Raw genomic sequence first — 21,666 nt, 5'->3', positions numbered from 1 at the left:
GGGGCATGGTCAAGTCGGTCAGATATTCGAAGCAGGTTGTCAGCGAAGTCGTTCGCCGCGTGCGCGCCGGCGAGACACATGAGAAGGTCGCTGACGAACTCGGCGTCAAGCACACCACAGCGTTCGGCTGGGTTCAGCGAGACAGAGCAGAGCGAGGCGAGACCAAGGCTTTGCCTCCGAAGTACACCGCCGAATTCAAGGCTAGCGCCGTGCAACTCGCGCAGGAGAAAGGGGTCCCAGCTGCCGGACAGGAGCTTGGCATCACGCCGGGACTTCTCGCGAAGTGGGCCAGGAAGGCGGAAGTGAAGCCGCTCTCGTTGAAACACCCGAAGGAGCTCTACGACGAGGCCATCAAGCGCATCCACGCGGGTGAGGGCTACAAGAATGTGGCTGCCTCCTTGGGTGTGAAGGCGGGGACTGTGTTCTCCTGGAGCAAGAAGGACCGCGCGGCCCGCGCCGTGCCCCTTCGCAAGCAGGTTGTCTGGAGCGACGAAGACAAGGCGAAGGCGCTCGACATTTCCAAGAACACAGGACTCGCGGAGGCTGTCGCTCAGACCGGCATCCCAATGGGCACCATCCGGCAGTGGCTCAAGGAAGCCGGAATCGTGCACAAAGGCAAGCGCGGTGGCGAGGGTTCGTACACCGCCGACCGTGAACTCAGCTGGATTTCCAGCGAGTACCCGCATCTCGACGAGTGGCGTCCGCTGGCAGCACAGTGGCTCAAAGAGCAGGAAAGTAGCGTTCAGACCCGCCTTACTTCCCTTCGACTCTTCGTACGCAACTACCTACACGAACAGGTCTACCAGGCAGGCCTGCCGCACTCTCCTGCACTCGTGCTTTCCAGGTCCGTGCTGCTGCCGGACTACTGGGCCACCTGCATGCAGCGCTACGCCAAGGAAGTGGGTCGTGTTCAGAACAACTATGTCCACGAGTTCCTAAACTGGGTTCTGTTAACCGAATTGAGCGAACCGGACGACCATGGGCGGCCGGTCGTGAGTCCTCAATTTCACAACCCCGTGCCCAAAAAGGCACGAGGAGGTGGCGGGCAGAATGCGGAATCGGTGCGCTCTCCTCTCCCTTACGGGTACATCGACGAGCTCAGGACGATGCTCGCGCAAGGTCCGTACTTCCGCGACTGGGTGTGGGCTCAGAACGGAGACCGGCAGAAGGCAAGCGACTGGTTCGCTGTCGAGGAGAGCCAAATCGACAAGAACGACCCAGACTGTGTCTCGCGCCTGCGTCGCAAATACGGAGGCGAAGAGGTGCTTGAGATGTGGTCGCCAGTCCGCTGGGTTGCCTTGCTCATCAAGCTCATCCTGCCTCTGCGCACGTTGCAGGTGCGCTTCTTGGATTCCGGAGAGGCGGACTACTGGCGGTACGAGCGCGATGAGCGAGGGACTGTGTCGTGGAATCCAAACGCGTCTGTCCTGGCTGAAGGGACCGAGCGCAAACCGCTGCGTCAAGGCGTCTTCCGGCGCGTACTGCTTCCGGACCAGGCAGTTGCGTCTGCGATTCTGTACGTGAACACCAACAAGACGCTGGACATAGGCAAGGACGGCACTCACAAGGGCTACGAGATGCCGTGGATGTCATCGGCTCCGATGCACAGTGATGCCTTTTACTGGCTCGAAAAGCTCCGGAACTGGCAGGAGAAATACAACCCGGTCAGCCGGCGGGTCGCCTGGAAGGAGTTGGACCACACTCGTTTGGACCTCAAGGCACTGACGCAACTGGCTAGCTTCCCTGACGCGTGTTTCCTGTTCCGTCTTCCGGAGACAGGGCCCGCCGCCGCTCACCTGCCGATGACCAGCTCCTCATTGGACGTCGCTTGGTGCAAGCTGCTCAGAGCGTTCGAAGAGCGTCTTGCAAAGCGTGGCGAGGTGCACGCAGACGGCCAGCGCATCAGGCTGGTGAAGCCCGACGTGGATTGGCCATTCTTCCCTCTGCATAGTCTGCGCGTTTCGCTCATTACCGCGCTGGCGCTGGAAGGACAGGTGCCGTTCCCGGTACTTCAGAAAATTGCAGGGCACAGCCGTCTCGTCATGACGCTGTACTACACCAAGCTGGGTACCGTGTTCCCCCAGCAGGCTTTGGAGGAAGCGGCGAAGCGGCTCGACTCCCGAAAGGCCGAGAGCATCGTCACCTTCCTGCGCAACACCGAATACAAGGCTCTGGTCAAGGATGCCATCGCGAACAACGCCGCGGCATTTGCAGCCGCCATTCCGGAGCACCCAGCCGCTCGCAATCCCGCCGGCTGGATGCCGATGCACCATGGCCTGTGTCTCGTGGGCGGCAACTCTGCACCGATGGACTCGAACAACAGCATTGGTGGCTGCTACAACGGTGGACCCAACATTGGGTCGGAGTCGTCGCCTCGCTACGCCCCCACTCCAGGCGGAGCGCGTAACTGCGTTCGCTGCAGATGGTTCGTGACCGAGCCGCACCACATCTGGGCGCTGAACGCCCATGCGAACACGCTCTTCTACCACTCTGATGAAGCGGTCAAGCAGGCTCTGAAGACCGAGCGTCAGCTCAGTGAGCTCAAGTCGGAGCGGGCTGCTTGCGAGGAGGCGGGTGCTGCTTTCTTGAAGCAGGACCTGCTATCTGACGTGGAGCGACTGCACGAAACTGCCATGCAGCGATACAGCGACCTTACCGAGGACGTTGCCGCCACAGTAAGGCTGATGCAGCGCTGCATCGTGCAGGCGCGGCGCCTGGCAGCGGAAGGTGGCGCCAACGGTGCCCTCGTAGCCGTGGGTGCTGCGATGGATGTGCAGATGGCTGTGGAAGAGGTCCCCTCCGAGCTCCTGCAGCTGTCCGGCGTGTGTGACGCCGCGGAGCTTTACCCGGACATCAATCCGGGCAAGGCTGTATTCCGACGCAGTCAGCTCCTTGACGCCGCTCTGGCGCGAGAAGGCCTGCCGCCGATGCTCATGACGCTGGACGAGGAAGAGCAGCTTGTGGCTGGCAATGCCTTCATGAACAAGCTCGCTCGCACTGTGAGCCCGGACAACCCTGCTTTGGGCCGGCGCCAGGTGGTGTCCATCATGGACGAAGGCCGGAGCCTCTCCGACGCCTTGAATCTGGACGTTGGTTCGCTGCTGTACGCAGAGCAGATGCAGCCTGAGAAGCTGCTCATGTTGGAGACCGAAGATGAGTAAAAGCGTCCACCCCGACGACGTGCTGCAGGCGCTTCTGAAGAAGAGTGCACGCTCCCAAAAAGAAGCTAATCTGCGCAAGCTGCACGAGGTGTGCGCAGCTCAGTATGCTGGTTCAAGAGACTTTTCTCTACCTGCGATTGGGCGGCTTTGGCAGGCGGCCGGCGGCATCAAGGCTCGCGCGCTGTACAACGCGCCATCTGAGGACTACCGCACTCTCATCCAAGCTTGGGCGGACTTCAGTGGTCCCGCGGACGTCCCTCCGACTCAGGTGAAGGAGGGCCGCCGCTATAGCTTCCTTGCTCGCATTGAGGACCCTGCGGTCCGCGCCTTGGTTCAGGGCGTCGTCATCGAGCGGGACAAACTGGAGGGCGAGGTCAACCTGCTCAAGTCGCTAACCACGTTGACCATCAATCGCGCCCCTGCCTTGGCAGCGACTCCGCCGGCGAACGCCCCCGCGTTGCTCCCGGCAACTCCATCGGCCAATCTCACTGAGTCTGAGCGCGCTGCACTGGAGCGCTCTATCTCGCCGGACTTCCTGGACGGAGAAGGCTGGGTGGAAATGAAGAGTGGCGCCGTAACGAAGGAGAATGGTCGAACGATTTTTGACCCTGGATTTACCAAGGCCATACGCAAGGTACTGGACGCAGCCAGGCCGCGTGACTGACTTCATGGCTGCTGATGCCCATGGCTGACCTCTTTACGACTGAACCACGACCTCCACTGGCCGAGCTAATCCGGCCGAAGACCATCGACGAAGTAGTGGGGCAGCGGCATCTACTGGGGCCGGGGAAGCCGCTGCGCCTGGCGTTTGAAGCCAGGAAGCTGCACTCCTTCATCCTTTGGGGCCCGCCAGGTGTCGGAAAGACCACTCTCGGAAGGCTTGCGGCGCGTGCGACGAACGCGAACTTCATCGCCATTTCGGCAGTTCTTGCCGGAGTGAAGGACATCCGCCAAGCCATCGAGGACGCCCAGGGCGCACTTGACCGGGAGGGGAAATCCACTGTTTTGTTCGTTGACGAGATTCATCGCTTCAACAAGGCACAGCAGGACGCACTCCTGCCGCATGTGGAGTCGGGGCTCTTGACGCTGGTCGGCGGAACGACCGAGCACCCAGGCATCGAAGTGAACAACGCCCTCCTGTCTCGCGCGCAGGTGTACACACTGCACCCTTTCACTGGAGAGGAACTGCAGCAGCTCTATGAGCGAGCTCTGCCCCAACTTTCCGACGTGACGCTGACGGGCGACGCCCTGGACCTTCTGAAAGGGTTTGCTGATGGAGATGGCCGCAGGTTCCTGAACCTTCTAGAGCAGGTGTCCAACGCCGCATCAGGCGCCGGACTGAAGGAGGCGGACCTGGAGTTCGCCAAGAACTCCACCAGTCCATCTTTGCGCCGCTTCGACAAGGGTGGCGACGCTCACTACGAGCTTATTTCGGCGCTTCATAAGTCGGTGCGTGGGTCCAGCGTCGACGCCTCACTCTATTGGCTTGCAAGGATGCTGGAGGGCGGCGCCGACGGCCGCTACCTGGCTAGGCGCTTAGTGCGCATGGCGGTTGAAGACATCGGTCTGGCTGACCCGCGCGCCATGCAAGTGACGCTCAACGCGGCCGAGGTGTACGACCGCCTTGGCTCACCTGAGGGCGAACTTGCCCTTGCGGAAGCAACGGTTTACCTGTGCATCGCTCCCAAGAGCAACGCCGTATACAACGCTTGGAACCAGGTGCAGGCCTTCATCAAAAAGGACGGCTCGCGGGATGTCCCGATTCACCTCCGCAACGCGCCAACCAAGTTGATGAAGCAGATGGGCTACGGCAAGGCATACCGGTACGCCCACGACGAGCCGCATGCTTATGCCGCGAACGAAAACTACTTCCCTGACGGGATGCCGACTGAGACTTGGTACGAGCCGACCGACCGTGGCATGGAGCAGAAAATTGGCGAGAAGCTGGCATGGCTCAAGTCCCTCGACGATGCAGCAAGACGGGGTGAGCCTTGATGGCTTGATTTTATGGTCTTCACTTCCTATGCGGTCTTCCGGCAACCGCAGTGTGGGCAGCTTGCTGTCCACACGGAGGGCGTCAGCCGCGCCTAGTGTGGTGAACCTGGGGAGCCGGTATGGTGGTTGAGTGGGCTACTGCTTAAGGAGACGGCATGCGAGTCTTGGTGGCCTGCTTGGAAGACAAGTCATTCGAGTTCAAGGGGAACGCTGGACAGTTGAACCAGTCTGCCACCTGGCCGTACTTCTGGATGCCCTGCGTGATGGGCGACGACTACCTGCAGCGGGCGAACTGCCTCGTCGAAGCGGTGCCGGTCGATGTACGCTTACTGGATGGCTGCATGTTCGTGCTCTACCAGGCACGCAAGGACGCGGAGGCATTCGCGGCATGGATTCCTGATGCCTTGGCTGCCGTGGAGCACGGCTACCGCACGATGCGGGGGTGAGCCGCCGAGCTCCCGCCGCTGGCGTTATGGAAAATCATATGGCGACCTTATAACTCGGCCAACCTCCGCTGTCAGGCTGCACACCTCGAAGCTGGCTCCCGACCAGAACCTGCCGTTCGGACCGAGATCATCTGGCGCGGCGCGTGCCCAAGTGATCCTTGGATTCGAGGAAGCGGTGGAGTAGCAGAAACCAAATGCTCCACGCCAAGTCATCCTGATCTAGGTACTCGTCTATCACAGGCACCCAACCAGCTCTAGTCATCTGCACGACGCTCTCTGGCATCCCGACCCCAGGGCGCTCCAAGGCAGCTTCCTTCAACAGTTGCTTGATCTTCATCTGCGACGAGTCAGAAGGCGAGAAAGAACTGATTCTGACCCGTCTTCGTGCACCTCAAAAGCCACTCGAGGCGGAGCCGGCGCGTCTGTTGGCATAGCCTTTGACCTTGCGCGGGCCGCCCTATCCAGCGACCTTCGACTAATGTTTCCAAAGGGGCTCGACGCCAAGGTCATCGGCCTGCGGCAAGTTCAGCAATGTGGCGAGGTTCCTGGTGCGGCTGGTGAACTCCTCGTCGGGTCGTCGATCACGCAGGCCGTGAGCGTGCAGCCAACCGGTGCGTCGCCGGGACCTGCCGGCACAAAGGTGCTGGTTGGCCGGCCGCAACGGAAGCAGCGCATGTAGCTGCCGAAGCTGCCGATGCTCCCGCTCGCCTCGGCAGCTTGTCGGGAGATGCGCATGTGCACGCGGCCGCAAGCCGGGCACTTGTACTCGCCCAGGGGGCGCGGCTGCTGTTCTTGGGGTGGCGGCTTGGACATAGGGAATTAGTGCGGCCTAGCGACCTCCGTGATGAAGCTGCCCGTCACGCCGAACTGGACACGGGAAGCACCACGTCCTCGATGCTGCCCAGTTCCTTGATCGTTGCCCCCGCCGCGCGCGCTTGCTCCTGGTAGCTCGCGAGCACGCTGGAGGCGAATCCGGACGTGCCTTCGGCGCCCTTGGCGCAGATGTAGACGCTGCCGGTGTCGTTGTGTACGCGGTAGTGATCTGGGGCCCGCTCGATCACGGTGATGCCGCTGCTCATCCGCCAGCTGTCGCTGCCGAGATACCCTCCATACCAGGACGCCAGGATCCGGAAATGGCGCTCGCCGGCCGCGTTCGAGATTGCGAGGACCGTCCAAAGGTCAGGGGTGTACGTCGCCATCGTGTCTTCCCCAGATCTACTAATTTGGCAAAGCCGCCAGCATTGAGAGAGGACCTGGGTTCCCCTTGATCTGCGCTATCGGGAATCCTCCATAGAGCGCGCCATCTTCCCCTCTTGTGACCGCTGAGGGGATTGAGCCATCGGGTGGCGCCTCTTGAAGAAGGATCTCTGACATCCTCTTGATTGCCCAACCGCTAGACCCCGACCACCACGGGGGCTGCAAGAGGTGCAGATCAGTGATCTTGCCTGCTGGAGTCTTGTTGGCAAATTCATTCAACTCGATGGTTCCGTGCAGCAAGAACGTTCTTGATGCATCGTCATCGCTGCTGAAGCAGGTAACGAGGAACATTGGATGGTGCAACGCCAGTTCAATGCCTCTCCACGCCGTCGACTCTCGATCGAGTTGCACGGGGTGCTTGAGGGCTTCGTGGGTGACAAACATAGGATCAGCGGATTGTGACTTAAAAGCGGCTGACTTAAAAGCGTCAACTGCAGAGACTCGCGCGGGTGAGTGTTCGTCCAGCGACCGCCGTCAGAAAGCAACAGTCCGCCCGCGAACTACTTGCGCTGAATGTCATTGCGTTGCGACATGGAAAGGGTTGGTCGCAGGAAGCGCTCGCGCTGGCGGCCGGATTGCATCGGACGTTCATCGCGCATGTAGAGCGCAAAGCCCGAAACATCTCGCTCGACAACCTCGAGCGGATTGCCGCAGCGCTGGATGTGGCTCCCGGCGAACTCCTAAAGCCACGTCGAGACTCAGCATGAGTGCAACCCAGCCGGTAGGCCTACATCGCTGAAATCGGCCTCAACAGCTTGGTCTCAAACCCGACTGGCGGGTCCGCAGCGCCAGGTAGAGAACGCACAAGCGAGGCTGTGGCCCTTCGCCTATGAGCGTTCGTTTTACCGTAAGCGCCAATTCTTGCCCCTGCTGCTGAGCCGGCCCACCGACGTCCGAACGGGTCCGCTGAATGCCATCGCAGGATCTCTGGCGCCATGACTTGTGCCTCCTCAGCGCGCGCGTCGAGTCGGAATTCGCCCCATCGTCGCGCCGCATTGGCGTCCGCCGTTCAGTGTCTAGCGATCTGGAGCCCGGCTTTACCGGCTTCAACGCTGGCGTTATAGGGATGCGTCGCACCGGTTTTGCCAGCGGCAACGTCGAAATCAGCTTGAAGCTGGCCTTCCGCCATCCACCCCAAAACAGCCGTGATGTTGCCGACTAGCCGCTCAGGAGTGGGTTCTCGCGACGGGCACAATGCTGAACTACTCAAGCCGAGCCGCCACAGAGCGGTCGGCAGCAAGCCGAGGAGGGGCGATGCTCAACGCGATCGAGCGGATCAAGGGCCTTGGGGTGTACGGCGACTACGCCCCGCCTGCCGGAACGAAGAAGTTCGAATCCAGCAACGTCATCTACGGCTGGAACTACTCCGGCAAGACGACGCTGTCCCGACTGTTCGCCCACCTCGAGAGGGGCACCTACGACGGCGACTCGTCTGGCTACAGCTTCACTTTCGCAACGGACACGGGCCAGGTCACTGAGGCGAACGCGAAGGACTGCGGTCACGTGGTGCGCGTCTTCAACAGTGATTTTGTCCAGGAGAACCTGAATTTCGGCAACGCCCACGGGCGCCCGATCCTACTTCTGGGATCGGAATCTGAGGCGGCCCAGAAGGCGATCGCTGAGATCGCAGCCAAGCGCCTTCGAATCAACCAGGCGGCGACGAACCAGCAGAAGAAGTCGGATGCGGCGGCCTCGGCTCTCTCGGATGCCAAGAAAGTTGCGGCGGCAGGCACCAAATCCGCGCTCTCGCTTGTTGAAATCTACACCGCTACGCAGTTGGACATTGACCTGCGCGTCACGCAGCTCGGCCTGGAAGAGCACAAGCTGTCCGAGCAGGATCTGGAGGCAGTCACGAAGCTCGCGCGCACCCCGGACCAGGATGCGCTGCCCCCCATGACTAAGATCTCGGTCGCGAGCTCCCTGGCCGAGATTTGGCGCGAAGCTGGCCTGCTCCTGGTGCAGGCGCCAGAGGTGGCCGGCGCTATCCAGCGCCTGACTGAAAACCCACAGGTGGCGAACTGGGTGGAGCGCGGTCTGGCGCTCCACGAGCACACAGATAAATGCGAGTTCTGCGGTAACGACGTGGCTGCCCAACGGCTCGAACAGCTGCGCTCCCACTTCTCGACCGCACAGGCGAATTTCAAAGCCCGCATCGAGACGCTGCTTGCGAGGGCATGGGCGTCGCGCGCTGCACAGCCCTTACCCTCGGCCCGCGCGGTTTACCCGCAGTTTCGGGAGCGTTTCGACCAGGCTGGGAGCAAGTTGCTCGCCGCGATAGCCGACCACGACCAGTTCGTGAACGTCCTTGAGGGCGAGCTGGCCGCAAAGAGGGACGATCTTTTTGCGCCGCGTACGCTAGTGGCGCTGTCCTCCGACCCCGCCGAGGGGCTCCGCAAGACGGCTGAGGAGCTCAATTCGGTCATTAGGGAACACAACGGGGTGGCCGAACACTTTAAGGCGGAGAAGGCCAAGGCCATCCGGCGTGCCAAGCTCCACTATGCGCAGCTGTTCGATGACAAACAGAAGCTAGCGGTGAAGGCCCGCAAGCAGGAGCGGTTCAAGGAGCGCATTGCCAAGATTCGCCGAATGGGCGAAATCCTCGATGCCAGGAAGCGCGAGCTCGAAGCGCAGATTAACCAAGCGCAAAAAGGACGGGAGGAGATCAACCGCCGGATTGAAAGCCTCCTGGGCGCGGAGAGCGTGCAGATCCGAGTGACCGCGGTTGATGGGGAGGACCGATTCATGCTGGTGCGCCGCGACGGCAGCGTAGCCAAGAGGCTGAGTGAAGGCGAGAAGACCGCGATTGGCTTCGCTTTCTTCCTCACGAAGCTCCTGGAGTTGCCTGACCTGTCGAAGGCGATCGTCTTCATCGACGATCCAATATCAAGCCTCGACAGCAATCACATCTTCCAAGTGGCAGCGATCCTGCGCGAAGCCTTCTTCGAGAAGAACGAAGGTGCATGGTCGACAAAGTGCAAGCAGCTCTTCGTTTCAACCCACAACTTCGAATTTCTGGGCCTCCTGCGCGAGCTGCCCATGGGCGACAAGAAGAACCGTTCGTACTACCTCGTGCATCGAAAGGCGCCAGGTGTATCGGTCCTCTGCGACATGCCACTGTCGATCCTGAGGCACTCCTCCGAGTACCACTTCCTCTTCTCGGTAATCGACAAGTTCCACAGAGCTGAGGACAAGACAGATCTGGAGGTCCTGATGCATCTGCCGAACGCCGTTAGGCGGTTTGTCGAGCTCTACACCTATGCCAAATATCCTGCAGGCACAGTTGATCAGCGAGCCGAGAAGCTCTTCGGCGCGGAGAAGGGCCGGCGCATCCTTAAAGTGCTGCACCACTTCAGCCATGGCAACAACGTCGAGCGCTTGGTCAGGAACAACGACTGCATGGTTGATATCGCGGCAGTGGTGGCCGATCTGATGAAGCTCATTTCAGAGCAAGACGAGCGACACCTGGAGGCGCTCTTGTCGACCTAAGCAGTCGTGTTTGGGTCGCGACGCGGACGGCGCGGTCTGAGGCAACTCGCTGTGGTGTGCGGAGGGCGGCTACCTGTCGCCGCCCGAGTGGGTCAGGCCAAGCGCCCGTGCCTAGTCGCGATCACCTGAACGAGTCGCAGCGTCTCCATTGATCCAACAGGTGGTTCAGGAGCGTCGCGATCGGGAGCAGCCGGAAGACCGTTTCGTGCAGCGTTGGGCCAGCTTTGATCCCGTGACCGCGGGCGAACTGGTTGGTTACCGCGAGAACGGCACGGACGTCCGAGCTCCGGCCGACGGTTTCATCGAGACGCAGGTGCGCAAGGCAGTTCAGGATTGCCGAGTGCGCCACCTCCGGAGCGTGGGGGTCCTCATGCTGGCCACACCTTGGACGATTCGCAGGCCCAACGCTCGCTGGAATTGGCATCGAAACTGGTCGTGCTGCAGCGGCTGGGCTTGGACGCACTACCCGCGGCAATGCGCACCAAAGCCCGCGTCATCTACCAATCCACCTCCAGCCGCCAGCCCCTGCCCAAGGCAACGGGGTCGCTCCGTGTCGTCATGGTCGGTCACCTGCGGCAGGTGAAGAGTCCGCAGACGCTCTTCGACGCCGCCCGCCTGTTGCCGCCGGAGATGGGAATCCAGATCGCCCACATCGGTGAGGCCAACGAGCCTGCCTTGGGGGAATTGGACCTCCAGACTGCGCGTGACTGCCCCCACTACCGCTGGCTGGGTGCCCTGCCTCACGAGACCACGCGCCGGGCGATCCAGCGCGCCCATGTGCTGGTACACACCAGCGCGATGGAGGGCGGCGCACACGTGATCATGGAGGCGGTGTGCAGCGGAACGCCGGTGCTGGCGTCGCGGGTGGACGGCAACGTGGGCATGCTGGGCGACGACTATCGGGGTTATTTCGAGCACGGTGATTCGGCTCATCTCGCCTTGCTGCTTCAGCAGTGCCTAACCTCCGACCTGCTCAACGGGCTCCGCAAGCAAAGTACCCGTCGTGCGCCTCTGTTCAGCCCAGAGACCGAGCGGCAGGCCGTTCTGCATCTCGTCGAAGACCTTCGCGGCGGAGCCTGATGCACTGACGTCCGTCGGCGCAGGCAGGCGGCGGGAAGCATCACAGCCCAGCGTTGAACCCGCGCACGGTACGCAGAGTACTGCTCGCGAAAGAGCGCCGACAGCGCACGCTCCTCGGGATCGATCTGGAAGCGATTCATGTACCACACGAACAGCGGCAACACGAGGACGGAGAACGCGCTGGAGAGGTTAGATCTCCCACGCCAGCAGCACGAGCAGCAGACGCAACCGCGCGGTGGACCAGGGCCTTCCCCGATGAGTCAGCGAACGGGCGCTCAGGTAGCTTGGCCAGGGGCGTGCCAAGCGTTTGCCTGGTCACAAGGAATCAGCTCGCACTGAACGGTGACATGCGTAATGCCGAATCGCTGTTCCAATGCCTCCCGCACGACCGGGAGGATGTCCCGCTCAGCGTCGACGTCCGGGTCGTTCACGAGATGCACCGTCAGGCTGACCTTGCCGCTCGACAGCGCCCAGATGTGCAAGTCATGGAAGCTTCGGACACCGCGGATCCCGGACAGCGCCGAGCGCACTTCCCCAAGGTCGATCTCCTCCGGAACCCCTTCCAGAAGGATGTTGACGCTGGACTTGAGAAGTGACCAGGTCCGCGGCACGACCCAAAGCCCGATCAGGACCGCCACCAGGGAGTCGACCCAGGCGTAGCCGGTGAACTGGATGATGACGGCGCCGGCAATCACGCCCAGGGAGCCGAGCATGTCGCTCCACACCTCCAGGTAGGCGCCTTTGACGTTCAGGCTCTCGTCCTTCCCCCCCATCAGCACCTTCATGGCAAGGATGTTCACGATCAGTCCGACCACGGCGATCACCAGCATCCCGGTCGGCTGGATGTCGGGTGGAGCCTTGAGCCGCAGGTAGGCCTCGTAGACGATGAACACGGCGGCCCCGAACAGCAGCATCGCGTTGAAAGCGGCCGCGAGGATCTCGAAGCGTGCATAGCCGAACGTCCGGCGGGAGTCCGCAGCCCGCTGGCCCATGCGAATCGCCACAAGGGCGATGACCAGTGCGGCGACGTCGGTGAACATGTGCGCGGCATCCGACAACAGTGCCAGGCTCTGCGTGACAATCCCGCCCACGAACTCGACCAGCAGGAACGAGGAGGTCAGGCCCAGGGCGATCTTGAGCGACCGTTCGTTGGCGCCTGCCGTGTGGTCGTGTCCGTGACCGGCCTCGTGCGCTTCACCGTGGTCGTGTGCGTGGGCCATGGTTCCTTTCCCTTCAGGCGTTCGCAGGCCGGGCCTCCAAGGCTTCATGCTCATCCCGGCGGTGCGCCCAGCGGTATAGGAGGGGAAGCAGCAGCAGTGTCAGCGCCGTGGAGGAAAGAATGCCCCCGATCACGACGGTGGCCAGCGGCCGCTGGACCTCGGCGCCCGTGCCCGTGGCCAGGGCCATCGGGAGAAATCCGAGCGAGGCGACCAGCGCCGTCATCAGGACCGGTCGCAGGCGTGCGTGCGCCCCTTCCTCGACGGCGGCATCCAGGCCGTGGCCCTCGTCACGCAGGTTGCGGATGAACGTGAGCATGACGAGCCCGTTGAGGACGGCGACGCCGGAGAGGGCAATGAAGCCGACCGCTGCGGAAATGGACAGCGGGATGCCACGCGCCCACAACGCCAGCACGCCCCCGGTGAGGGCGAAGGGGATGCCGGTGAAAACCAGCAATCCGTCCCTGACATTCCCGAACATCGCGAACAGGAGGACGAAAACCAACAGCAACGACAGCGGGATGACCAGCTGCAGGCGCTGGGCGGCCGACTGCAGTTGCTCGAAGGTGCCGCCCCAGGTCATCCAGTAGCCGGAGGGCACCTGGACTCCACGCTCGATCGCGGCCTGGGCCTGCGCCACGAATGAGCCCAGGTCCCGACCGGTCACGTTGGCGCTGACGACGATCCGTCGCTTGCCGTTCTCCCGCGACACCTGGTTGGGGCCGGGGGCCAGATCCAGGCGGGCCACCTCGGACAGCGGGATGTAGCTGGTCCTGGCAATGTCGGTGCCCTTCGGGAGAGCGATCGGCAGCCGCTCCAGCGCCTGGAGGTCCTGCCGGACGGCATCCGGCAGCCGCACCAAGACGTCGAACCGTCGGTCGCCCTGGAAGAAGGTGCCGGCCTGGCGGCCACCGACCGCCGTAGCGACCGCGTCCTGGACGTCGCTCATGTTCAGGCCGTACCGCGCCGCCTTCACCCTGTCGATGTTGACCGTCAGCATCGGTAGCCCGGTGGTCTGCTCCACCTTAACTTCCGTCGCGCCGGCCACGCCCCGCAGCACCTCGGACACGCGTGTGGCGGTCGTGTTCAACACCGCCTCGTCGTCGCCGAACACCTTCACCGCCACGTCCGATCGCACCCCGGAAATCAGCTCGTTGAAGCGAAGCTGGATGGGCTGGGAAAACTCGTAGTTGTTGCCCGGGAGTTTGGCGGCTTCCTCGCGGATGGCCGCCAGTAACCCATCGCGCGACTTGCGGGGCTCCGGCCACGCGTCCATGGGCTTGAGCATGACGTACCCGTCCGAGATGTTCGGCGGCATCGGGTCCGACGCGATTTCGGCTGTGCCAGTGCGGGCGAACACGCGCTCGATCTCCGGGAAGGTAGCCTTCAGGTGCTTCTCAAGCTGCTTTTGCATCTCGACGGACTGGGTGAGGCTGGTGCCGGGAATGCGCAAGGCCTGGATGGCGAAATCGCCCTCGTCCAGGTTGGGCACGAACTCGCTGCCCAGGCGGGTGCCCAGGAGCGCGCAGAACAGGATCAGCACACCGGCGAACGTCAGGACCACCGGGGCATTGGCCAGGGTCGATCGCAGCAGGGGCTGGTAGCGGCGTTCTGCCCACTGCATGACTCGACTTTCCTTGGTCGAGACTCGATCCGTCATGAACAGGGCGACGGCCGCCGGCACGAAAGTCACCGACAGCACCATGGCGCCGAAAAGGGCCAGGAGCACGGTGTAGGCCATGGGGTGGAACATCTTCCCCTCCACGCCGGTAAGCGCCAGGATGGGGAGGTAGACCACCATGATGATGAGCTGGCCAAACAGCAGGGGCCGACGTGCTTCGCGCGCTGCTGCGAAAACCTCCTCAAAGCGCTCGGCACGGGACAGCGGCCGCCCGAGGCGGACCTGGGCATGGGCAAGCCGCCTGACGCAGTTCTCTACGATGACGACCGCGCCGTCCACGATGATCCCGAAGTCCAGTGCGCCCAGGCTCATGAGGTTGGCGCTGATCCCGGTGCGCACCATGCCCGAGAACGTGAACAGCATCGACAGCGGGATGACCATGGCCGTGATCAGCGCGGCGCGGATGTTCCCAAGGAACACGAAGAGCACCGCGACGACCAGAGCGGCGCCCTCCAGGAGGTTCTTCTGAACCGTGTGGATGGCCTTGTCTACCAGCACCGTCCGGTCGTAGACGGTCACAGCCTTCACGCCCGCCGGCAGGCTCCTGTTCACGGCCTTCATCTGTCTGTCGACCGCTCGCGACACCGTCCGGCTGTTCTCGCCCATGAGCATGAAGACTGTCCCAAGGACTACCTCCTGGCCGTTGTCGGTTGCCGCTCCGGTGCGCAACTCGCGGCCGAGCTCCACCTCGGCGATGTCCCGCACGCGGATCGGCTGTCCCTGCGCGGTGCCGATGATGACCTCGCGGATGTCTTCCATGGACCGGACCTGACCCGGTGCCCGCACCAGGTACTGCTCGCCGCGCCGCTCGATGTAGCCGGCGCCCTGGTTGGAGTTGTTCTTCTCCAGCGCGGTCACCACGTCGGCCAGGCTCAGGCCGAAGGCGGACATGCGCTCGATGTTGGGCGCAACGACGTACTGCTTCTCGAAGCCGCCGATGGAGTTGATCTCCGTGACGCCCGGCACGTTGCGGAGCTGGGGTTTGATCACCCAGTCCTGGAGTTCCCGCAGGTCGGTCGGGGTGTAGGGTGTGTCGTCAGGCTTGCGTGCGGTCGGCTCCGCTTCCACGGTCCACAGGTAGATCTCGCCGAGCCCAGTCGAGATCGGGCCCATGCTCGGTGCCACGCCACCGGGCAACCGGTCGCGCGCTTCCTGGATGCGCTGGTTCACCAGTTGCCGCGCGAAGTGAATGTCCGTGCCGTCCCTGAAGATGACGGTGACCTGGGACAGCCCGTACCGGGACAGGGAGCGGGTCTGCTCCAGGCCTGGCAACCCGGCCATCACGGTCTCGATCGGGTAGGTGACCCGCTGCTCAACTTCGAGCGGCGAGTACCCGGCGGCCTCCGTGTTGATGACCACCTGCACGTTGGTGATGTCGGCGACGGCGTCGACCGGCAGCTTCGTGTAGCTGTAAACGCCCAGGCCGGCCATGGCCAGGACCATGAGCATGACCAGCCAGCGTTGTTCGACGCAAAAGCGGATGAGTCTCTCGAACATCGCCGCTCCTCAATGCGTGTGCGCCGTGCCGGCCTTGCCCAGCTCGGCCTTCAGCACGAAGGCGTTGCTGGTGGCGACCTTCTCGCCCGCTTGCAGCCCGCCCAAAATCTCGACGTTTCGACCGTCGGATCGGCCGGGCTGGACTGGGGTGGCCTGGAATCCACCGGGCACCACCTTGAACACGGTCGGACGGTTCTCGATCGTCTGCAGTGCATCAACGGGCACGGCCAGCGCGACGTCCTGGTCGCTGCCCAGCACGGTCACCGTGACGAACAGCCCGGGCCGCCAGGCGCCCTGCGGATTCGACAGCGTCACGCGTGCGCGGGCGGTGCGCGTCTGTTCCCCCAGCAAGGCGCCCACGTACGAGATGACGCCTTGCACCTTGGTCTGGGAGGCCGTCGAGGACACCACAACCTTCTGGCCGACGCGCGCGAAGTCCAGGTCGCGGGGTCCGACGGCGAACTCGGCCCACACCGAAGACAGATCCGAGATCGTGAAGATGCGGCTGTCCTCCTTGACGGCTTCGCCCAGCGTCAGGTGCTTCTCGACGATCGTGCCGTCGAACGGCGCGCGTGCCTCGAACCGGTTGAGGCCCCTTGACGCGGGCGGCGCTCCGACAGCCGCCAGCTTCTGGCCGGAATTGGCCACTGCGATCTCGGCTTCGCGCAGGGCGGTTTTGGCCTGCAGGTAGTCCTGCTCGGCCGAGATCTTCTCCTCCCACAACTTCCGCTCACGATCATGCGTCACCCGGGCGGCCTCCAGGCGCCGCTGCGCGGTCAGCAACTCACTGCGCTGCTCGGACAGGGCGGGGCTGGCGATCACGGCCAACAGCTGCCCCTCGCGCACGACTTGCCCGAGGTTGGCCGGCACGTTCTCGGCGACGCCGTTGAGTCTGGGAACGACGTGGGCGGTCCGGTCTTCATTGAATCGGATCTCACCCGGGAATTCTTGGGCGGACTGAAGCTTTGCGGGCCCGGCGGGTGCCGTCCCGATCCCGGCAGCGCTGGCTGTCGCTTCATCGAGCTTGACGAGGCCTTCGGCGGGCCTGGCATCAGCCTTGCCAGCGACGCCGACCTTCGCCTGCCCTTCCTTGCGACTCGGTTCCTTTTGGCCGCGCTCTTCCTCATGGCCATGCGCGTCCGAAGACACGGGGGCATGGTTCCCGGCCAGCAGGACGGCCGCGCCGGCGGCGACGCCGATGGCCACGATGGCGGCCATCGCGATGCGTTGCTTCTGGGTGATGGGCATGACTCTTCCTTCAGGGACCGACGACGCGGTCGATGGCGGTCGCGGCCTGGTGAGCGGCCGCGAGGGTATTGAGGTAGCGCGAACGTGCAGCCAGCAGCGAGCGCTGCGCGTCCAGAACGTCGATGAACCCGAACTTGCCGGCCTCGAAACCCTTGGTGGCTGCTTCGTAGGCACTCTGGGCGGCCGGAAGCACGGTGTCCCGAAGCGTCGCCGCCGAGGTCCGGGCGACTGCCAGGCGGCTCGACGCCTGCTGTACTTCCGCCCCAAGCCGCAGCCGGGTGGCCTGCAGTTCGTCGGCGGCCTTGTCGGCCAGCTTCATGGCCTCCTGGATCGCGCCTTGGTTGCGGTCCACCAGTGGCAGCGGGATGGACATCCCGATCAGGGCCTGCGTGCGGCCCAGCTCGTTGTCGCGCTTTGCGCCGACGCTCACGGTGACATCAGGGCGGGCCCGGGTTCTTTCCACGTCGACGAGCGCGCGGCGGCGCTCGACCTCGAATCGACCGGGCAAAAGAGCAGGGGAAGCGTCCAGACTGGCGAGAAGCTGGGGGGAGGGCGGTCGCTGGGGCACCACGGCGGCGTCGGCGGTGACTTCCGTGAACCCGAGTTCCGGTTCGCCCAGCGCGGCCGCGAGCGCCTGTCGCGACACCTCGACCTCGGCTTGCGCTTCCGCAGCTTCCAGTTGGGCGTTCGCCGCATCAACCCGCGCGCGCGTTTCCTCCACCGGCGAGACCTTGCCCGCGGTCACGCGTTTGCCGACCGCTGTCGCGGCACGGCCGGCCAGATCGGCGGAGCTGGCAGCGAGCTTCAGGCGTTCCTGCGCGACAAGTGTCTGGAAGAACGCGGCGATCACTGTTGCCCTGAGCTGCGCACGGGCGTTCGATAACCCGGCCTGGGCCACGTCACGGGCGCGCTCGGCGGCCGTCACGCGCGCAACGCGCTTGCCGCCCAGTTCCAGCGGGTAGTCCAGCGTCACCGTCGTGCTTCGGGTGTCGCGCCGGATGTCCTCGACCGATGCGTTTAGGGTCGGATTGCGAAGGGCGCCGGCCTGGTGCAGTGCGCCGTCGGCGGCGTCGACGTCCCGGCGGGCAGCGGAGAGGGTCGGGTTACGGTCGGTGGCGAGCTGTAGCGCCTGGTCCAGCGTGAGCGGACCAGCAGACGCCTGTGCGAAGGATGCCAGGGGGCTCAGCAATGCTGCCGCGAGCCCAAGCGGCAAGAGGTGGTTTCTCATCGAATCTCATGGTTTGGAACCGGGATTCGGCGAGACGGAATGACAGAGAGGTCGGATCGTCCCGCCGGCTAGGCGAGACGTGGCCACTGGGGCCGGTCGGGACTGTCCGGAGGGAGAGAGGGGGGAGCCTGGGCCGACGGGGCCACGGGCGCCTCGCCGAGCCTTGGCACGAGGGGTATTGGCCGCAGGGCGGTAACGGCGGTCGCCCCGGCGCCGTGGCAGGTACCGCAATCGTTGTCCGGCGCCACCTTCAGGTCGACAGCCTTCTTGCCGCCGGCCTTGTGCACATGCTCGTGATGGCCGAAATGCTTGCTCGCGGCGCCAGTCTCGTGCTGGCAATAGCTGGCCGAGGCGCCCCACGCCAGTTGGAGAGGCAGCAGGACGGCAATCAACAGCAGGAGGAGTCGGCGCGGCATGCAGTCCGCATTATCGTCCGGTGTCTTCGGGCCGATGGCGCAACAGCCGCAGGCCGTTCGCCACGACGAGCAGGCTGGCGCCCATGTCGGCGAAGACGGCCATCCACATGCTGGCGGAACCGAAGATCGCCAGCATCAGGAACACGGCCTTGATCCCCAACGCGATGGAGATGTTCTGCACCAAGACGGAGCGCGTCTTGCGAGATAGCTGGACCGTCTCGGCCACACGGCGAAGGTCGTCGTTCATGATCACGACGTCGGCCGCCTCCATCGCGGCGTCGGTGCCGGCGCCACCCATCGCAAAGCCTACGTCGGCTTGAGCCAGGGCGGGAGCGTCGTTGATGCCGTCCCCCGTCATGCCCACGGAGCCGTATCGCTTCTGCAACTCCTGGATGACGCCCAGCTTTGCCTCCGGCAGAAGGTCCCCTCGCGCGTCGGAGATCCCCGCCTGGTCGGCGATGGTCTTGGCAGTGGCCTGGTTGTCACCGGTGAGCATGACCGACGTCACCCCCAACTTGGCCAGGTCGGCGATGGCCGCCTTCGAACTCTCCTTGATGACGTCGGCCACGGCGAAGAGGGCCAGCACATGGTGCGCATCGGAGAGCAAGGTGACGGTGCGGCCCTGGGATTCGTGGCGCGCGAGTTCCGCTTCCAGCTCTGGGTCGCAGAGGCCACGCTCGTGCATCAATCGGTGGTTGCCCAGCCAAAGCGCCTGGCCCTCGACGATGGCTTGCACCCCACGGCCGGGCAGCGCCTTGAACTCCGAGGCTTCGGGGGCGGGAAGCCCGAGGCCCGTGGCAATGGCCTTCGACACCGGATGGTCTGAGCGCGAGGCCAGGGCCGCGGCCAGGAGCCTGAAGCGCGACTCGTCGGCACGGCCCCATGCCCGGAAGTCGACGAGCTTGGGCTTGCCTTCCGTGATGGTGCCGGTCTTGTCCAATGCGACGGCCTTGATCAGGCGCGCCTGCTCCAGGAACGTTCCGCCCTTGATCAAGATGCCGCGCCGGGCCGCGGCCGACAGTCCGCTCACCACCGTCACCGGGGTGGAAATCACCAACGCGCACGGGCAGGCGATCACGAGGAGCACCAAGGCCTTGTACAGCGCCTCCAGCCAGGTGGCGTCGGCCAGCCAGGGCAAAAGGAACGCTGTGGCCACCGCGATTGCGAAGATCGCCGGCGTGTAAAAGGCCGCGAAGCGGTCAACAAAGCGTTGGGTCGGCGCGCGCGTGCCCTGCGCCTCTTCGACGGCGTGGATGATTCGAGCGAGCGTAGTGTCGGCTGCCGCCGCCGTCACCCGTGCTTCCAGCTCCGCCGTCTGGTTGACGGTACCGGCGAAAATCGGCATCCCAGGTGCCTTGTCGACCGGGATCGACTCGCCGGTGATGGGTGCCTGGTTCACCGCACTCTCGCCCTTCGTCACCAAAGCGTCGAGGGGCACGCGCTCTCCAGGCTTCACGCGGATGATGGCGCCGATGGCGATCCGCTCAGCGGCAACCTCAGTCCATGAGCCGTCAGGCGAGCGTGTCAGGGCTTTCTCGGGGGCCATGTCCAGTAGGCCCTTGATGGAGCTGCGCGCACGGTCGACAGCCTTGGCCTCGATCAGTTCCGCGATCGCGTAAAGCGCCATGACCATCGCGGCCTCGGGCCATTCTCCGATCAGGAAGGCGCCGGTCACCGCCACCGACATCAGGGCGTTGATGTTGAGCTTTCCCCGCAGCAATGCCGCGATGCCTTTCCTGTAGACGTCGAGGCCGGCAAGCCAGATGGCAAAGCCCGCGATGGCCATGCCGGCTACCTTCCATGCGAGCGAGTCGGGCGCGAAATACGAAATCACTTCGGCGGCCACCGCCACAGCCAGCGCAAGCCCCAAGCGGGCTGGGCCAGCATCCGGTGCATGGTCGTGGTCGTGCTCGTCGTCGGCCCCGTGGGGTTCCCCCTCCACCCTGGCGTTGGCCTCCACCGGCTGCGGGTCGAAGCCGGCTCTGCGAATGGCCTCCAGAGCGGGCGCCAAGGCGGAGGCCTCTGCGTCGATGCGCAATTGCCTGGCGCCGAGCTGGAAGCCAAGTGACCGGACGCCTGGCACCTTTTCCAGTGCACGGCGGATCTCGGACTCCTCGGCGCTGCAATCCATCGTGGAAATGCGATACAGCTGGCCCGTGGCCGAGCGCGACGCGGCCGCAGTTGCTACGCGCCCGTCCGCGGCGCACGCCGCCGCGCCGCAATCGTCGGCGGGAGACTGGGCCAGCACCGGCTCTGCCCCAGTTGAGCAAGAGCCGACGCAGCAGGATTCGGACTGGACTTCGGGCAATGTCTTCGCATTCATGACACCATTAAGAACCTTGTAGCCGCTACAGAGTCAAGGCCACACCGGAGCCAGCTCATCTGGGCAACAACCGACACGGAGGCGCAATGAAGATCGGCGACTTGGCCAAGGCCACGGGCACCCAGGCGGAGACGATCCGCTACTACGAGGCTCAGGGGTTGCTGCCCGTGCCTGCGCGGACCGAGTCAAACTACCGGGCCTATGGTGAGGCGCACGTGGCACGCCTGGCGTTCATCCGCCACTGCCGTACGCTCGACATGACGCTGGGGGAGATCCTGAAACTGCTGCGCTTCAAAGACGCACCTGAGCAGAACTGCGAGGAGGTCAACGGGCTCTTAGATGAGCACATTGCGCACGTGGCCGCGCGCATCAAGGAACTCCGCCGTTTGCAAACAGAGCTGAAGGCATTGCGAGAACAATGCGGCGCTGCGCGGGAGGCGGCGGCCTGCGGCATCCTGGTCGGCCTGGATGAGGCGTCTCGGCAGGTCAGGTCCAAGCTGTCGAAAGGACGCGGCCATGTCCACGGCACGCACACCAAGGTTGGTTAGCTGCGCGCCGATTCTTCTACCTCCACGCGTCCACCGACTGCAACCCATCATCAGGGAATGAGCGGCTGACCGAAGCTGCTCTC

At 64.0% G+C, this 21,666-nt stretch carries 16 protein-coding genes; 8 read left to right on the top strand and 8 right to left on the bottom strand.

Features of this window, described 5'->3' with window-relative positions; translation table 11 throughout:
- Nucleotides 1-5: 5 nt before the first annotated feature.
- The 4 genes from gmtZ to GON04_RS09345 all read left to right on the top strand — a co-directional run bounded on the left by gmtZ (nt 6) and on the right by GON04_RS09345 (nt 5,602).
- Entirely contained in the window at nt 6-3,161 is a 3,156-nt protein-coding gene (gene gmtZ, locus GON04_RS09360) for a gamma-mobile-trio integrase GmtZ (protein WP_157397631.1), read from the top strand.
- Nucleotides 3,154-3,825, top strand: coding sequence for a gamma-mobile-trio protein GmtX (gene gmtX, locus GON04_RS09355; RefSeq protein WP_157397630.1), 672 nt, complete (start codon nt 3,154-3,156; stop codon nt 3,823-3,825). Before gmtZ ends, gmtX begins: the two co-directional genes overlap by 8 nt.
- A 20-nt stretch (nt 3,826-3,845) precedes the next feature.
- Nucleotides 3,846-5,156 carry a replication-associated recombination protein A gene (locus GON04_RS09350; protein WP_157397629.1) on the top strand — a complete coding sequence of 437 codons (1,311 nt, stop codon included), beginning with the start codon at nt 3,846-3,848 and terminating at the stop codon, nt 5,154-5,156.
- 155 nt (nt 5,157-5,311) lie between these two features.
- A complete protein-coding gene (locus tag GON04_RS09345) occupies nt 5,312-5,602 on the top strand; it encodes a hypothetical protein (RefSeq protein WP_157397628.1) in 291 nt (96 codons plus the stop codon).
- An 857-nt stretch (nt 5,603-6,459) separates the two neighbouring features.
- Here the strand turns inward: GON04_RS09345 and GON04_RS09340 are convergent.
- Together GON04_RS09340 and GON04_RS09335 are read right to left on the bottom strand one after the other, a co-directional pair.
- Nucleotides 6,460-6,801, bottom strand: a complete 342-nt coding sequence (locus tag GON04_RS09340; protein WP_157397627.1) for a hypothetical protein — start codon at nt 6,799-6,801, stop codon at nt 6,460-6,462.
- Between the two features lie 19 nt (nt 6,802-6,820).
- A complete protein-coding gene (locus GON04_RS09335) occupies nt 6,821-7,243 on the bottom strand; it encodes a hypothetical protein (RefSeq protein WP_157397626.1) in 423 nt (140 codons plus the stop codon).
- Nucleotides 7,244-7,308: 65 nt separating this feature from the next.
- Here GON04_RS09335 and GON04_RS09330 point away from each other — a divergent pair, with 65 nt between their 5' ends.
- From GON04_RS09330 to GON04_RS09320, 3 genes are all read left to right on the top strand, one after another.
- Complete coding sequence (locus tag GON04_RS09330; protein ID WP_181653966.1) at nt 7,309-7,566, top strand: helix-turn-helix domain-containing protein; 258 nt, start codon at nt 7,309-7,311, stop codon at nt 7,564-7,566.
- A gap of 547 nt (nt 7,567-8,113) precedes the next feature.
- The gene (locus GON04_RS09325; RefSeq protein ID WP_157397625.1) at nt 8,114-10,345 is read left to right on the top strand and encodes an AAA family ATPase; all 2,232 of its coding nucleotides are present in this window, start codon (nt 8,114-8,116) and stop codon (nt 10,343-10,345) included.
- A gap of 384 nt (nt 10,346-10,729) precedes the next feature.
- Nucleotides 10,730-11,425 carry a glycosyltransferase gene (locus tag GON04_RS09320; protein WP_232532964.1) on the top strand — a complete coding sequence of 232 codons (696 nt, stop codon included), beginning with the start codon at nt 10,730-10,732 and terminating at the stop codon, nt 11,423-11,425.
- A gap of 275 nt (nt 11,426-11,700) precedes the next feature.
- Here GON04_RS09320 and GON04_RS09315 read toward each other — a convergent pair whose 3' ends face one another.
- The 6 genes from GON04_RS09315 to GON04_RS09290 form a co-directional block, all read right to left on the bottom strand.
- Nucleotides 11,701-12,645 carry a cation diffusion facilitator family transporter gene (locus GON04_RS09315; RefSeq protein ID WP_157397624.1) on the bottom strand — a complete coding sequence of 315 codons (945 nt, stop codon included), beginning with the start codon at nt 12,643-12,645 and terminating at the stop codon, nt 11,701-11,703.
- Between the two features lie 13 nt (nt 12,646-12,658).
- Complete coding sequence (locus GON04_RS09310) at nt 12,659-15,820, bottom strand: CusA/CzcA family heavy metal efflux RND transporter (RefSeq protein ID WP_157397623.1); 3,162 nt, start codon at nt 15,818-15,820, stop codon at nt 12,659-12,661.
- 9 nt (nt 15,821-15,829) lie between these two features.
- On the bottom strand, nt 15,830-17,068 hold the full coding sequence (locus GON04_RS09305; protein ID WP_157397622.1) for an efflux RND transporter periplasmic adaptor subunit: 1,239 nt from the start codon (nt 17,066-17,068) through the stop codon (nt 15,830-15,832).
- A gap of 10 nt (nt 17,069-17,078) precedes the next feature.
- Nucleotides 17,079-18,296, bottom strand: coding sequence for a TolC family protein (locus GON04_RS09300; RefSeq protein WP_157397621.1), 1,218 nt, complete (start codon nt 18,294-18,296; stop codon nt 17,079-17,081).
- A 68-nt stretch (nt 18,297-18,364) separates the two neighbouring features.
- Nucleotides 18,365-18,712, bottom strand: a complete 348-nt coding sequence (locus GON04_RS09295; protein WP_157397620.1) for a cobalt-zinc-cadmium resistance protein — start codon at nt 18,710-18,712, stop codon at nt 18,365-18,367.
- 10 nt (nt 18,713-18,722) lie between these two features.
- Complete coding sequence (locus GON04_RS09290) at nt 18,723-21,035, bottom strand: heavy metal translocating P-type ATPase (protein WP_255481822.1); 2,313 nt, start codon at nt 21,033-21,035, stop codon at nt 18,723-18,725.
- A gap of 86 nt (nt 21,036-21,121) precedes the next feature.
- Here GON04_RS09290 and cadR point away from each other — a divergent pair, with 86 nt between their 5' ends.
- The gene (gene cadR / locus GON04_RS09285) at nt 21,122-21,583 is read left to right on the top strand and encodes a Cd(II)/Pb(II)-responsive transcriptional regulator (protein WP_157397619.1); all 462 of its coding nucleotides are present in this window, start codon (nt 21,122-21,124) and stop codon (nt 21,581-21,583) included.
- Nucleotides 21,584-21,666: the final 83 nt, after the last annotated feature.

Source organism: Ramlibacter pinisoli, from assembly GCF_009758015.1.
In the GTDB taxonomy this organism is placed as follows: Bacteria; Pseudomonadota; Gammaproteobacteria; order Burkholderiales; family Burkholderiaceae_C; genus Ramlibacter; species Ramlibacter pinisoli.
The sequence above is the reverse complement of the archived record's forward strand: the minus strand, read 5'-3'. Positions and strand labels throughout refer to the sequence as shown.